Here is a 12,928-nt window from a genome sequence, read left to right on the forward strand (position 1 = left end):
TCATTAGGGCCTATGCCCCAGCCCGTCAAGAGGCATCGGGCGGATTCCGCCCTGCTTGTGCGACAGCAACCAGCCTGTCTGCCCGTTCAGCCGCGAACTCTGCCAATTCCGGCCGCTGTCTGCGCGCCGCGACCTTCGCGATATGCGACCAGTAATGGTCCGATTCGCGGCGGCTGGTCCGGTGCAGCGCGATGACGCGCGCCGGGTCTACCTCGTCGGACAGCAGAAGTGTCTGCAACTCGCCGAAATGCCCGCCCTGCCGCAAGACGCGACTTGCCGGATGCCCGCCCCCGCCCAGGCGGCAGATGCGCAGCTTGGGGAACACCGTCTGGATCATCTCGGCATTCACCACATCCAGCCGCTTGAACGGATCGCACAGGATCACCCCTTGCAGACTGCGCCGCGCCGTGGCGTCCAGACTGCCCAGCGCATCATCAAAACCGTCCGCACAATCACGATAGCGCGCATCCCCCGGCAGCAGCCTTGGCGAGATCGTGAATTGCGGCGAGACGGCGACCAGCTGCCGCAGCCGCAACGGTTTGGAAAACCGCAGCGCTGCATAGCCTCCCATCGAAAAGCCGATGGCAGAGACACGCCGGTAGCGCGAGGTCAAATTCCGCAGGACTTTCGCGATCTCCAGCGTGTCGGCATTGATGTACCAATCGTTGTGCCGGCTTTGAAGGTGCAAGTGCGCATGGTTGTGGCGAATGAAGCTGTGAACGGGGCTGGCACCGCTGAACGTTCCCGGATCATTCACTCTTTGCCGAAAGGTGACAAACAGGCGGTCAGCATCAGGATTGAACAGGCTGGCACGTATCAGATCACCGTCAAAGACGCGGTCTTCAGTCCCGGCCACGGATTCAGCCGCCCAGATAGGTCTGCATGAGTTCCACCGCCGCAGCCGAGGGAGTCGCCTGTCCCGTTTCAACCTGGCGCGCGAGTGTTTCCAGCGCGCCCTTGATGGGCTCGCGGCGCAGACGTGACAACAGGGACTGGCGCACCTCTTCCTCGAACCAGAACCGGGCCTGTGCTGCGCGGCGGCTGTCGAAATGCCCGGCGTCGCGGCGCCAGTCCGTCAGGGCGGTCATCTCGTCCCAGGCATTTTGGATGCCTTCGTCTTCCAGTGCGGACACGGTCATCGCCTTGGGAAAGCCGTCCGGGTCCTGAGGCCGCTTGCGCAACAGCCGCAACGCGCCCGCATAGTCGGCGCGGGTGCGTGTCGCCGCGGGTTTCAGGTCTCCATCCGCCTTGTTGACCAAGATAAGATCCGCGATTTCCATGATGCCGCGTTTGACGCCCTGCAATTCGTCGCCGCCAGCAGGGGCCAGCAACAGCACGAAAAGATCGGCCATTTCGGCCACCATGGTCTCGGACTGGCCGACCCCCACGGTTTCGATCAACACTACGTCAAAGCCCGCCGCCTCGCACAGCGCCACCGCCTCGCGCGACCGGCGCGCGACGCCGCCCAACTGGCTTTGGCTGGGGGATGGCCGGATAAAGGCATTTGCGTCGCGGCTGAGCCGGTCCATCCGGGTCTTGTCGCCCAGAATCGACCCGCCAGAGCGGACGGAGGACGGATCGACCGCCAGAACAGCCACTTTCAGGCCTTTGCCGGTGAGAAAACAGCCGAAGGTTTCGATAAAGGTCGATTTGCCCACGCCCGGCGTTCCCGAAAGACCTATGCGCAAGGCCTGCCGGCCTGAGCCCTTGAGTTCGTCCAGCAAGGCCGCCGCAAGTTTGCGATGATCATCGCGTCCGCTTTCCACCAATGTGATCGCCCGCGCCAAGGCGCGACGTTCGCCTGCAAGGATGCGTTGCGCCGTGTCTGGAATATCCATGCCGCCCTCATTCGCTGCTTTCGCACCATTTGCATGGTTTGCGGCATGATTGTCCAGATGACCAGCGTTGGTGCGCCCAGATGGGACAGGAGCGAGGGGCCAGCCCCTCGCGCTCCCCGGAGTATTTTGACCAAGAAGAAGCAGGATCGCGCGGGCTTTACGGCGGCGGGGGTGCGTTCCATAAGGCTGGGCATGGACCGGCTGCCTATTGATGATGTCTTGCCCCAGGTGATTGCCGCGCTTGCAAAGCGCGGGCGCGCGGTGCTGCAAGCCCCGCCCGGGGCGGGCAAGACAACGCGGGTTCCTCTGGCGATGCTGGAGGCGGGCCTGACGCAGGGGCGCATTCTGATGCTGGAGCCGCGGAGGCTGGCGGCGCGTGCCGCGGCAGAGCGGATGGCTGAAACCCTGGAGGAGGCGGTGGGACTGCGCGTCGGCTACCGCATCCGTGGTGAGGCGAAAGTTGGTCGCACCACGCGGATCGAAGTGGTCACCGAAGGTATCCTGACGCGGATGATCCAGTCCGACCCGGAACTTTCCGGTATCGGTGCGGTGATCTTTGACGAGTTCCATGAACGGTCCCTGAATGCCGATCTTGGTTTGGCGTTATGTCTGGAGGTGGCGGGGGCCTTGCGCGACGATCTGTTGTTGCTGGCAATGTCGGCGACCTTGGATGCAGGGCCGGTGGCAGGTTTGATGGACGCGCCGGTGATAACGTCAGAGGGGCGAAGCTATCCGGTTGAGACACGGCATTTGGCGAGGCCGCTGGACCAGCGTGCAAGGCTGGAGCAGGCAGTCGCCGAACAAGTGCTGGCCGCGCTTGACGAAACGTCGGGCGGGGTGCTGGTGTTCCTACCCGGCGAGGGCGAGATCCGGCGGGTGGAGAGTGCCTTGTCAGGGCGCTTGCCGAAGAGCTGCGTGCTACGGCCGCTTTACGGCGCGATGCCCTTTGCCGATCAGCGTGCGGCAATCCGGCCCGACCCAACCCACCGCAAGATCGTGCTGGCCACATCCATCGCCGAAACCTCGCTGACGATCGAGGATGTGCGCGTGGTGATCGACGCGGGCCGCGCGCGGCGGGCACGGTTCGATCCTGGCTCTGGCATGTCGCGGCTGGTCACAGAACGCGTCACCCGCGCCGAGGCGACGCAACGCGCCGGGCGCGCGGGACGTGTCGCGAAAGGCGTGGCCTACCGGATGTGGACCAAGGGCGAAGAAGGCGCGCTGGCCGCCTATCCGCCCGCCGAGATCGAGACGGCGGACCTGACCGGGCTGGCGCTGGAACTGGCCGCATGGGGGGCGGAAGCATCCGAAATGCCGTTTCTGACCCCTCCCAATCCCGGCGCGCTCGCCGAGGCGCAGGCGCTGTTGCGGATGCTGGGCGCGCTGGACAACGCAGGCGGGATCACGGCCCATGGCAAAGCGCTGGCCGCGCTGCCACTGCATCCGCGCCTTGGTCACATGCTGGTGAAGGCCGGGCGGGATGCGGCCCCGCTGGCCGCGCTGCTGGCCGAGCGTGATCCGTTGCGCGGCGCGCCCGCGGATCTGTCGCTGCGGCTGGAAGCGCTGGTCGATCCCAAGGCCTATGCAGACCGGCGGCCCTGGCCTGCCGACCGCGCCACGCTGTCGCGCATTCGCGCCGAGGCGAAACGTCTGGCGCGATCCGCCAAGCCCGCTGGTCCGCTGTCACCGGCAGCCATGGTGGCGCTGGCTTACCCTGACCGCGTTGGTCTTCGGCGCAAAGGCGAGGCACCGCGCTTTGTGCTGTCAGGCGGCAAGGGTGCTGTGATGAACGAGGCCGATCCGCTGGCCGGACAACGCCTGATCGTCGTGACCGACACCGATGGCAACCCGCGCGAGGCGCGCATTCGACAGGCCATCGTCCTGCCCGAGGCAGAGTTGCGCGGCCTATACGCTGTTCGCATTACCTGGGTCGATCTGTGTGAATGGTCGCGGCGCGAGCGTCGGGTGATCGCCCGTCAGCAGGAATGCTACGGCGCACTGGCGCTGGATGACCGGCTGTGGAAGGAGGCTCCGGCGGACGCCATCGCGCTGGCCATGCTGGACGGCGTGCGCGAGCTGGGATTTGCCTTCTCCGCCAAGGCGCAATTGTTCCGGGCACGGGTGACGCTCGCCCGCGCAGACGGGATGCACCTGCCGGATATGTCCGAAGACGCATTGATGGCGGGGCTGGAAGAGTGGTTGCTGCCCTACCTCGCCGGCATCAAAACCGCCGATGACTGGAAACGCTTCGACGCGCTCGATGCATTGCGGGCGATGCTGGACTGGGACAACATGCAGGCGCTGGACCGGGCGGTGCCTGCGCATTTCACCACGCCTCTGGGGCGCAGCATCCCGATCGACTACTCCGGTGAAGCCCCCGAGATCAGCTTGCGCTTGCAAGAGATGTTCGGCCAGAAAACACACCCTTCGGTCGGGGGACAACCGCTGCGGGTTACGCTGCTGTCCCCGGCGGGCCGTCCGGTGCAGACAACCATGGATCTGCCGGGGTTCTGGGCAACCTCCTATGAGGATGTCCGAAAGGACATGCGCGGCCGCTATCCAAGACATCCCTGGCCGGACGATCCCACCCAGGCCGATCCGACGCTACGGGCCAAGCCGCGCGGGCAGTAGGGCATCGGCCCCCAGACCCGGAATGGGGGCGGTGATCTTGTCCAATGGACTTTAGCCACAGCCCGACCAAACATCCCAACAAACCGACACGCCACAGTTACAGCACCACCCGCACCGGCCCTGAGCCGGTGCCTCGCGGTCCGGCGACACGCTCTCACAAGGGCGGGCGCTCAGACGCCCAGACACCAGCGCATGACGGCCTTTTGCGCGTGCAGACGGTTCTCGGCCTCGTCAAAGATCACCGAATGCGGGCCGTCCATCACCTCGGACGTGGCCTCATCATCGCGATGCGCAGGCAGGCAATGCATGAACAGCGCGTCAGGCTTTGCGTTGGCCATCAGGCGTTCGTTCACCTGATAGCCGCGCAGCTGATTATGCCGCCGCTCACGGGCGGATTGCGGATCATGCATGCTGACCCAGGTGTCGGTGACGATCAGATCCGCCCCCTCAACCGCTGTCATCGGGTTGCGCTCGATCTCGACGCGGACGCCTTTGGCCCGTGCTTCTTCGATGAAGCCGGGTTCGGGGTCCAACGTCTGTGGCCCGGTAAAGGTGAAATCAAAGCCGAACTGTCCGGCGGCGTGAATGAAGGACGCGCAAACATTGTTGCCATCGCCCGACCAGACCACCTTCTTGCCCGCGATCGGACCGTTATGTTCCTCAAACGTCATGATATCAGCCATGATCTGGCAGGGATGCGTCCGGTTGGTCAGCCCGTTGATCACCGGCACATCGGCATGTTCGGCCATTTCCAGCAACGTTGCCTCTTCAAACGTCCGGATCATGATCAGATCTACATAGCGGCTGAGAACGCGCGCGGTATCGGCGATGGTTTCACCATGGCCCAGCTGCATATCCGTTCCCGACAACACCATCGTTTGCCCGCCCATCTGACGCACCCCGACATCGAAACTGACACGCGTCCGGGTCGAGGGCTTTTCGAAGATCAGCGCGACCATCTGCCCGGCGAGCGGCTGGTCGTCATCAGGCGCGCCTTTCGGACGGCCAAGGCGCGCCTTTTTCATCGCCTTGCCGGAATCAATAATCTGCCGAAGGTCCTCCGGCGAGGTGGTGTGAATATCGAGGAAATGGGTCATATATGGGTTCGCTTTGCTGTCTGCCGAAAAAAACTCGACCTGTCGCCGGGGCGCGCGCCCCGGGGGATGATGTTGCACGGTAGAATGGTTCAGCTTCGTCGGAAATGCATGTTCTGCACCAGTTCGCCATCCTCGCAGGGGCGTATTGCGCCGGGCACGAATCCCGCACTGCGAAACATCGCGATGCCACGCGGGTTGGTCAGGCGCGGATCGGTCACCACCTCTGGCGCACCGCCATCCAGCAGCGATTGCGCATACTGACGAACATAGGCCTTGGCATGGCCCTGCCCAAGAAAGTTTGGGGCGCCAAGGAAGGTGTCCACGGCACGCGTGCCCTGCGCCGTATCGGTGAAATGCGGCACGCCTGCCAGATGAGGACACCAGTCCTGAATGAAGGCAAACGCCTCACCGTCCTTTGCAACGATATGCATTTTGCAGTCGCCACCATCGATTTCGGCATCGATCAGCGCGATCTCATGCTCTGGCGGCCCCCAGACAGGGGTGACATGCGCCTGCCCCAGCCATTCGCGCAGCATATCGTAATCTGCGCGTGTCACCGGGCGGAACTCATACATCAGCCCCGACGACGCTTGCCGCTGCATCAATCCGCGCCACCGCCTCGGCGATCTCGTCTTCTGTCAGATTGAGTGGCGGCAGCAGGCGCACCACATTATCGGCGGCAGGCACGAGGATCACCAAATTGTCATAGCCCGCCTTGACCAGGTCGGCGGGGGCGACCTTGCATTTCAGCCCCAGCATCATGCCAGACCCGCGCACGCCCTCGAAAACATCGGGATGAGAGGCAACCAGCCCCTCCAGCTTTTGCCGCAACAGGCCCGACCGCTTGCGCACATCGGCAAGGAATGCAGGGTCAGAGACGATTTCCATGACCTTGCCGCCCACCGCGCAGGCCAGCGGGTTGCCCCCATAGGTGGATCCATGCGTGCCCACCACCATGCCCGATGCCGCATCTTCGGTCGCCAGCACTGCACCCAACGGAAAACCCCCGCCGATACCCTTGGCGACCATCATGATGTCGGGCGTGACACCAGCCCATTCATGCGCGAACAGACGACCAGTCCTGCCCATGCCACATTGCACCTCGTCCAGAATAAGCAAAACGCCATTATCATCGCAAAGTGCGCGCAGGTCCTTCAGTTCTTGATCAGCCAACGGGCGGATGCCGCCCTCGCCCTGTATCGGCTCGATCAGGATGGCGGCGGTGTTGTCGTTGATGGCCGCATGCAGCCCGTCATGGTCGCCCCATTCGACATGTTTGAAACCCGGCAACACAGGACCGAAGCCTTTGACCATTTTTTCCGACCCCGAGGCCGCGATGGCGGCCGATGAGCGACCGTGAAACGACCCTGAGAATGTGATAATCTCCACCTTCTCGGGCTGACCTTTCTCGTACCAGTATTTCCGCGCCATCTTGACCGCCAGCTCGCAAGCCTCGGTGCCGGAATTGGTAAAGAACACCGTGTCGGCAAATGTCGCCGCCACCAGCTTGTCGGCCAGATCTTGCTGCTGGGGGATGCTGTAAAGGTTGGAGACGTGCCAGACCTTGTTCGCCTGATCGGTCAGCGCAGCCGTCAGATCGGGGTTGGAATGGCCCAGAACATTCACGGCAATCCCGGCACCCAGATCAAGAAATCGGCGTCCGTCGGCCTCGGTCAACCAGGGGCCTTCGCCCTTGACAAAGGACAGAGGCGCACGCGCATAGGTGGGCAGAACGGACGGGATCATGGATAGCATCCTTGTGAATGAAGCTCTTTGAGTGCCGCATGGGCGGGCTCAAGTCAATCTGATGAGGAAGGTTTGCGCCAGCAACGGACGCGGGAACAACAGGCGCGGGACGTCAGACGCAGGAGCGTCGGCGTCGGATCACGGTATTTTGGTGCCTATTGTTCATGCAGGGGTACTTATATGCGCGTGCCAGAATGCACCAGAGGATTTTTTGCGCCACCGCCCGGTTTGCGACCGAAATGTGGTCACGGGCATTTTCGGGAGTCGCAATAGCTGAGTATTCGGCCCTTGTGGCCCTGTCCGGGAACGAGGGGCCAGCCCCTCGCGCTCCCCGGAGTATTTGTGCCAAGAAGAAGGGACGGCTGCGGGCGGCGTTGTCTGCGACGTCAGGCGAACGGGTCGTCGGGGTAGCCGACGCCCATCAGGTACAGACCTTCCGGCGGGCTCACCGGGCCGCAGGCCGCACGTTCGCGTGCTTCAAGCGCTGCACTGACGTCATCTGGCGACCATTTTCCGGCACCGGCGCGTTCCAGCGTGCCCACGATGCTGCGCACCTGATTGTGCAGGAAAGAGCGCGCCCTTACGTCGAAGTGAACCTCTGGACCAGCGACGGTGTCAACCTTGTGAATGTCGAGCCTGTCGAGGGTCTTCATCGGCGATCTGGCCTGGCAAATCGTCGAACGGAACGTGGTGAAATCGTGATGGCCAACCAGCCGATTTGCGGCCTCTTGCATGGCGTCGACGTCAAGGTCCTGGTTAACCCTCCAGACCTGCCCCACCTCCAGCGTCAGGGGCGCGCGGCGACACAGGATGCGGAACAGGTAGCGGCGCTCTGTTGCCGTAAAGCGGGCATGCCAACCGTCCCCCACCGCCTTGCAGGCGCGGATCGCCACGGGTGCGGGTTTCAGGTGGTAGTTTAACGCTTCGGAAAGGCGGAACGGATCCCAGTCCTTATCCATATCGCAATGCGCCACCTGCCCCCGCGCATGGACCCCGGCATCGGTGCGCCCGGCGGCGGCGATCTTGTGGGCGCGCGGCTCCAATTTCGTCAGGGCGTCCTCTATCGCGCCCTGCACCGAGGGCAGGCCGACCTGTCGTTGCCAGCCCGAAAACGGGCCGCCGTCATATTCCACCAAAAGCGCATATCTGGGCATGGCGGCGCAAATAGCGCGCCGCGCCGGCCGGCACAATCCCTGTCCGTTGCACTGGTGCTTGGCGCGGGGCACGCCTATCTTGCGCGCAAAGAGGGTAAGAAGGGGCAGGCTTGTGGCAATCTCGACGCTGGCAGACGGTTTGACGCGTGGGGTCGAGAATCTGGCGGGCACGTTGACCAGCCCGTTTTCGGAACCGGTGATCCGGCTGGGCGTCACCGGCCTTGCGCGGGCGGGCAAGACCGTTTTCATCACGTCGCTGGTCGCGAACCTGCTGGACCGGGGCCGGATGCCGCAGCTGTTGGCGGCGGCTGACGGGCGCATCGCCACCGCCTATTTGCAGCCGCAGCCCAACGACACCCTGCCGCGTTTCGAATACGAGACCCACCTGGCCGCCTTGACGGCGCGTGAACCGCATTGGCCGGACAGTACGCGCATGATCTCGGAACTGCGTCTGTCCTTGCGGGTGCAACCCACCGGGCTGCTGGCGGGATTGCAGGGGCCACGGACGGTGCATCTGGACATCGTGGATTATCCCGGTGAGTGGCTGTTGGATCTGGGGTTGATGGAGAAATCCTATGCCGACTGGTCGCGCGAGACATTGGACCGGATCACCAAACGCGCACAGGCGGCGGAGTTCATGGCCGTTTCCGGCGGAATCGACCCTGCCGCGGAGTTGCGCGAAACCGATGCGCAGGCGCTTGCGCGCAGTTTTACCACCTATCTGACCCAAGCCCGGCAGGATGGCTATTCGGATTGCACGCCGGGACGGTTCCTGCTGCCGGGCGATCTGGCGGGGTCTCCGGTATTGACCTTTGCACCGCTGCCCGATCCGGGCGGAGCGCCGCGCAAGTCGCTTTGGCGCGAGATGGAGCGGCGCTACGAGGCCTATAAGGCGCGTGTTGTGCGCCCCTTCTTTCGCGATCACTTTGCCCGCATCGACCGACAGGTGGTGCTGGTCGATGCGCTTGGCGCGATCCATCAGGGCCCGGCAGCGGTCGAGGACATGCGGTTGGCGATGGCAGATATCCTGTCTTCTTTCCGGCCCGGACGGAACGCCTTTCTGACGCAGATTTTCCGTGGCAAACGGGTAGAGAAGATCCTGTTCGCCGCCACCAAGGCCGATCACCTGCATCACACCCAACATGCCCGCCTGACCGCGATCATGGAGGCTTTGACGCGCGAGGCCCGCGACCGTGCGCGCTTTGCCGGGGCGGAAACCTCTGCCATGTCGCTGGCAGCGCTGCGCGCCACGGTCGAGGAAACGATCCAGCATGACGGGCGGACGCTGAATTGCGTGCGTGGGCGGTTGCTCGACAGCGGAAAAGAGGCGGCGTTCTACCCCGGTGCCCTGCCCGACGATCCCGGTCATCTGCTGGGGCCCGCCCGACAAGGCGCCGATGCGTGGCTGGATCAGGATTACCAGATCATGCGCTTCGCCCCCGCGCCGCTGACGTTGAAACCCGGGATCGGCCCGCCGCATATCCGGTTGGACAAGGCTGCGCAATTCCTGTTCGGGGACCGGCTATGACGATCATCCTGCGCCCGGCCCGATCGCTGGATGCCGGCAAGATCGGTGGGTTGATGAGCGATGGCAACGCCGCCAACGCCTGGAAGCCGCACCTGCATTCAGCGGCCGAGGATATCAGCTATTGCGCCAAGATGATCGACTGCGGATGGGTGACTGTCGCCTGTGAGGACCGGTTGCTGTTGGGGTTCATTGCCCGGCAGGAGGATTATGTCCACGCGCTTTACGTCAGCGCGCAGGCACGCGGATCCGGGGTCGGGCGCATGTTGTTGGATGACGCCAAGATCGGCCGCAACAGGCTGAAACTCTGGACGTTCCAGCACAATATCGCGGCGCAGCGATTCTACCTTCGCGAAGGTTTCACCGAGGACAGCCGAACCGACGGCCATTCGAATGAAGAAAAGCTGCCTGACATCAGGTATATCTGGGCGCGAAAGGGCAAGACATGAGTGACCGGGATGGCCCTGTACTGATCGATCTTGATGGCAAAGGCAGCGGGCCGTCGCCCGCCGAAGCCCCGCCGGTGCCCGACACTGGCGAACCCGGCCCGCGCGGTCAGGCGATGGCGACGGTCGCCGCACTTGCAGGTCGGCGCTCCTCTGCGTTGTCACGATGGTTCTGGGCGCTGTTGATGGCGGTCATTGGCACCGTGGTTTCGGTGGCGGCGTGGAACTTTGCCGCTGGCCTTATTGCGCAGGTGCCGCTGCTCGGATGGGCGGTGACAGTGCTGTTCGGATTGTTCGTGCTGGTACTGCTGGCCATCGCGGTCAAGGAACTGGCGGTTTTTTCGCGGCTGGCCCGGATCGACAAGCTACACCGGCGCGCGGCGCAGGCATTGGCAGAGGATGATCTTGCCGGTGCCCGCATCGTCATCAAGGAATTGACGGCGCTTTACGCGGGCCGCGAGGATACCAGCTGGGGTCGACAGCGTGTCGAGGAACTGGGGGGCGAACAGTTTGACGCAAGCGGCCTGCTGGGTCTGGCAGAGGCAGAACTGCTACGCCCGCTGGATCGCGCCGCCCGGACCGAGGTAGAGGCCGCGGCCCGTCAGGTGGCCACCGTCACCGCGCTGGTGCCGCTGGCGCTGGCGGATGTCGCCTCGGCGCTGACAGCCAATATCCGGATGATCCGGCGCATTGCCGAGATTTATGGCGGCCGCGCGGGCACTTTGGGCAGCTGGCGGCTGACCCGCGCCGTGATGGCGCATCTGGTGGCCACCGGTGCGGTAGCTGTGGGCGACGACATGCTGGAACCGGTGCTGGGCGGCGGCATCCTAGCAAAGCTTTCGCGGCGTTTTGGCGAGGGCCTTATCAACGGCGCGCTGACCGCGCGTGTCGGTGCCGCCGCGATGGAGGTCTGCCGCCCCCTGCCCTTCACCCGCGAACCACGCCCGCCGGTGCGCAGCATGGTCAAATCCGCGCTGACCGGGTTGTTCAGGCAAGATAAGGACTGACGCTGCCATCCGCAGACATGGCAGGGTTGGACCGTGTACCGCACCGCATAAGGTGGCGGATCCTGACTGGGCATCCAAGCGGGGCACCGATCAGCAGCCGGTTCTGAATGTTCCGCCGACAGCAAACAGCAAGCGCGGGGTGCATCACTCGAATGCACCCCGCTGGATCTTTACGGGCAATTCTCAAATGGCAACCGCTGCGTTTTGACAGAATCGCCATTGGCAACCGAATTACTCGGCAGGTGCGGGTTGTTCCTCGGCAGCGACGCCATTGTCAGCCGGGGTCGCGCCGTCGGTTGTCGTCGCTGATCCCCCTGCCTCGGCACCGTTTGTCGTGGCTTGGGTATTGCCGGTCTCCGTCACGGGCGCTGCGGCCTCACCATTGCCGTTTGCCGCCGGTGCAGTCGCGTCAGCGCCGCTCTCGATCATCGGGGTGCTTGCGGGCGCGGGCGGATCTGTCAGCACAGGCGCGGGCTCAGGCGAATTGCTCATCAACGAGGCACCGACCAGCACGGCAATGATCACCACAACTGCGATGGCAAGGCCGATCACGACATTGCCGCCGGACCGGGTCGTGCGGATTTCGCGCGGTTCGCGCAGGTGAGTGTCTGTCTCTTTATAGGCCATCTGGGTTCTCCTTCATTTGATGCGGTCGAATGAGGCGTTCCCATGAAAGTCCGACCGCTTGTAAGCAAAGCGCGCAGGTGGCCGATTGGTTCGATGCCGTTTTTCAATCGTCGCGGATCGGCCAGACCCTGCCGAAAATGCGGCGATCCATGCGCCAACTCTTGCCGCGTCAGTCGCAGGCGCTGGAACCGGCGGGACATTGCCGCAACCCCCGTTGCCGCGCGCTGTTTTCCGCCAGTTGCGCCAAGAGACTCGCAGGCACATGCAGGTCAGGTATCCCGGACTGTCGCGATGTCAGACGTTAAGGCATGATACTTTCAAGGCGTGGCCTGCATTAGCGTCGTGTTTTTCAACAAGTTGCATTGTCATGGAGCCATCTGATGTCCGATTTTCCGGCACCCGTCACATCCGAGCAAATTTGCCGGGTTCTGGGTCTTTTTGGCTTTTGCCTCTATGTGACGAATTATTTCCTGCTATCCACGCATGTTCTGACCGCTGAAGGTGCCCGCTATTTCGTCATCAACACCATTGCCGCCGTGCTGGTGCTGATCGGGCTGTCACAGGACTTCAACCTGGCCGCGGCGCTGACGCAGGGCTTCATGATTTGCATGGGCTCTGCCGCGATCCTGATCCGGCTGCGACGCGCGATCATGCTGCGCAACCCTGCCGCCCCCTCGGTCCGGGCGGGTCAGGCTGTCGTCATCGCCTGATCCAGTCAGGCGACACGGCCACTGGACGCCCGCGCAACGCGCGCCTATAAGCTGCCGCATGACGCATGGCCTCGCGATCATCATTCGAATTATATGCCCGGCGCTCTGACACGCGAGCCGCCGGGACAAGGCGTATGCACCGCCGCG

General features: G+C 63.8%; 12 protein-coding genes. 5 read left to right on the forward strand and 7 right to left on the reverse strand.

Annotated features, from left to right (window positions below; genetic code table 11):
• Positions 1-25: 25 nt before the first annotated feature.
• On the reverse strand, positions 26-856 hold the full coding sequence (locus B8991_RS02965; RefSeq protein WP_084350343.1) for an alpha/beta hydrolase family protein: 831 nt from the start codon (positions 854-856) through the stop codon (positions 26-28).
• A 4-nt stretch (positions 857-860) separates the two neighbouring features.
• On the reverse strand, positions 861-1,838 hold the full coding sequence (gene meaB, locus B8991_RS02970; protein ID WP_084350344.1) for a methylmalonyl Co-A mutase-associated GTPase MeaB: 978 nt from the start codon (positions 1,836-1,838) through the stop codon (positions 861-863).
• Positions 1,839-2,030: 192 nt separating this feature from the next.
• Here meaB and hrpB point away from each other — a divergent pair, with 192 nt between their 5' ends.
• Positions 2,031-4,469, forward strand: a complete 2,439-nt coding sequence (gene hrpB, locus B8991_RS02975) for an ATP-dependent helicase HrpB (RefSeq protein WP_084350345.1) — start codon at positions 2,031-2,033, stop codon at positions 4,467-4,469.
• Between the two features lie 170 nt (positions 4,470-4,639).
• On the opposite strand, the gene argF is transcribed toward hrpB, so the two are convergent.
• The 4 genes from argF to truA all read right to left on the reverse strand — a co-directional run bounded on the left by argF (position 4,640) and on the right by truA (position 8,466).
• Positions 4,640-5,566 carry an ornithine carbamoyltransferase gene (argF, locus tag B8991_RS02980; RefSeq protein ID WP_084350346.1) on the reverse strand — a complete coding sequence of 309 codons (927 nt, stop codon included), beginning with the start codon at positions 5,564-5,566 and terminating at the stop codon, positions 4,640-4,642.
• A gap of 89 nt (positions 5,567-5,655) precedes the next feature.
• Positions 5,656-6,168 (reverse strand): GNAT family N-acetyltransferase, encoded by a 513-nt coding sequence (locus B8991_RS02985; RefSeq protein ID WP_084350347.1) that lies wholly within the window; start codon positions 6,166-6,168, stop codon positions 5,656-5,658.
• Positions 6,134-7,312 carry an aspartate aminotransferase family protein gene (locus tag B8991_RS02990; RefSeq protein WP_084350348.1) on the reverse strand — a complete coding sequence of 393 codons (1,179 nt, stop codon included), beginning with the start codon at positions 7,310-7,312 and terminating at the stop codon, positions 6,134-6,136. The genes B8991_RS02985 and B8991_RS02990 overlap by 35 nt, the downstream gene beginning before the upstream one ends.
• A 386-nt stretch (positions 7,313-7,698) precedes the next feature.
• Positions 7,699-8,466, reverse strand: a complete 768-nt coding sequence (gene truA / locus B8991_RS02995; protein ID WP_084350349.1) for a tRNA pseudouridine(38-40) synthase TruA — start codon at positions 8,464-8,466, stop codon at positions 7,699-7,701.
• Between the two features lie 112 nt (positions 8,467-8,578).
• Here truA and B8991_RS03000 point away from each other — a divergent pair, with 112 nt between their 5' ends.
• Genes B8991_RS03000 through B8991_RS03010 form a run of 3 tightly spaced genes read left to right on the forward strand, consistent with a single transcriptional unit; the run spans position 8,579 to position 11,444 of the window.
• Positions 8,579-9,994: a YcjX family GTP-binding protein gene (locus tag B8991_RS03000; protein ID WP_084350350.1), complete on the forward strand. Its 1,416-nt coding sequence runs from the start codon at positions 8,579-8,581 to the stop codon at positions 9,992-9,994.
• Positions 9,991-10,440, forward strand: a complete 450-nt coding sequence (locus B8991_RS03005) for a GNAT family N-acetyltransferase (RefSeq protein WP_084350351.1) — start codon at positions 9,991-9,993, stop codon at positions 10,438-10,440. Before B8991_RS03000 ends, B8991_RS03005 begins: the two co-directional genes overlap by 4 nt.
• Positions 10,437-11,444: a YcjF family protein gene (locus tag B8991_RS03010; protein WP_084350352.1), complete on the forward strand. Its 1,008-nt coding sequence runs from the start codon at positions 10,437-10,439 to the stop codon at positions 11,442-11,444. Before B8991_RS03005 ends, B8991_RS03010 begins: the two co-directional genes overlap by 4 nt.
• Positions 11,445-11,675: 231 nt before the next feature.
• Here the strand turns inward: B8991_RS03010 and B8991_RS03015 are convergent, their stop codons facing one another.
• On the reverse strand, positions 11,676-12,071 hold the full coding sequence (locus B8991_RS03015; RefSeq protein ID WP_084350353.1) for a RodZ family helix-turn-helix domain-containing protein: 396 nt from the start codon (positions 12,069-12,071) through the stop codon (positions 11,676-11,678).
• A 380-nt stretch (positions 12,072-12,451) separates the two neighbouring features.
• Here B8991_RS03015 and B8991_RS03020 point away from each other — a divergent pair, with 380 nt between their 5' ends.
• Complete coding sequence (locus B8991_RS03020) at positions 12,452-12,781, forward strand: CBU_0592 family membrane protein (protein WP_084350354.1); 330 nt, start codon at positions 12,452-12,454, stop codon at positions 12,779-12,781.
• Positions 12,782-12,928 lie beyond the last annotated feature (147 nt).

Source organism: Primorskyibacter flagellatus, from assembly GCF_900176485.1.
Lineage (GTDB): Bacteria > Pseudomonadota > Alphaproteobacteria > Rhodobacterales > Rhodobacteraceae > Primorskyibacter > Primorskyibacter flagellatus.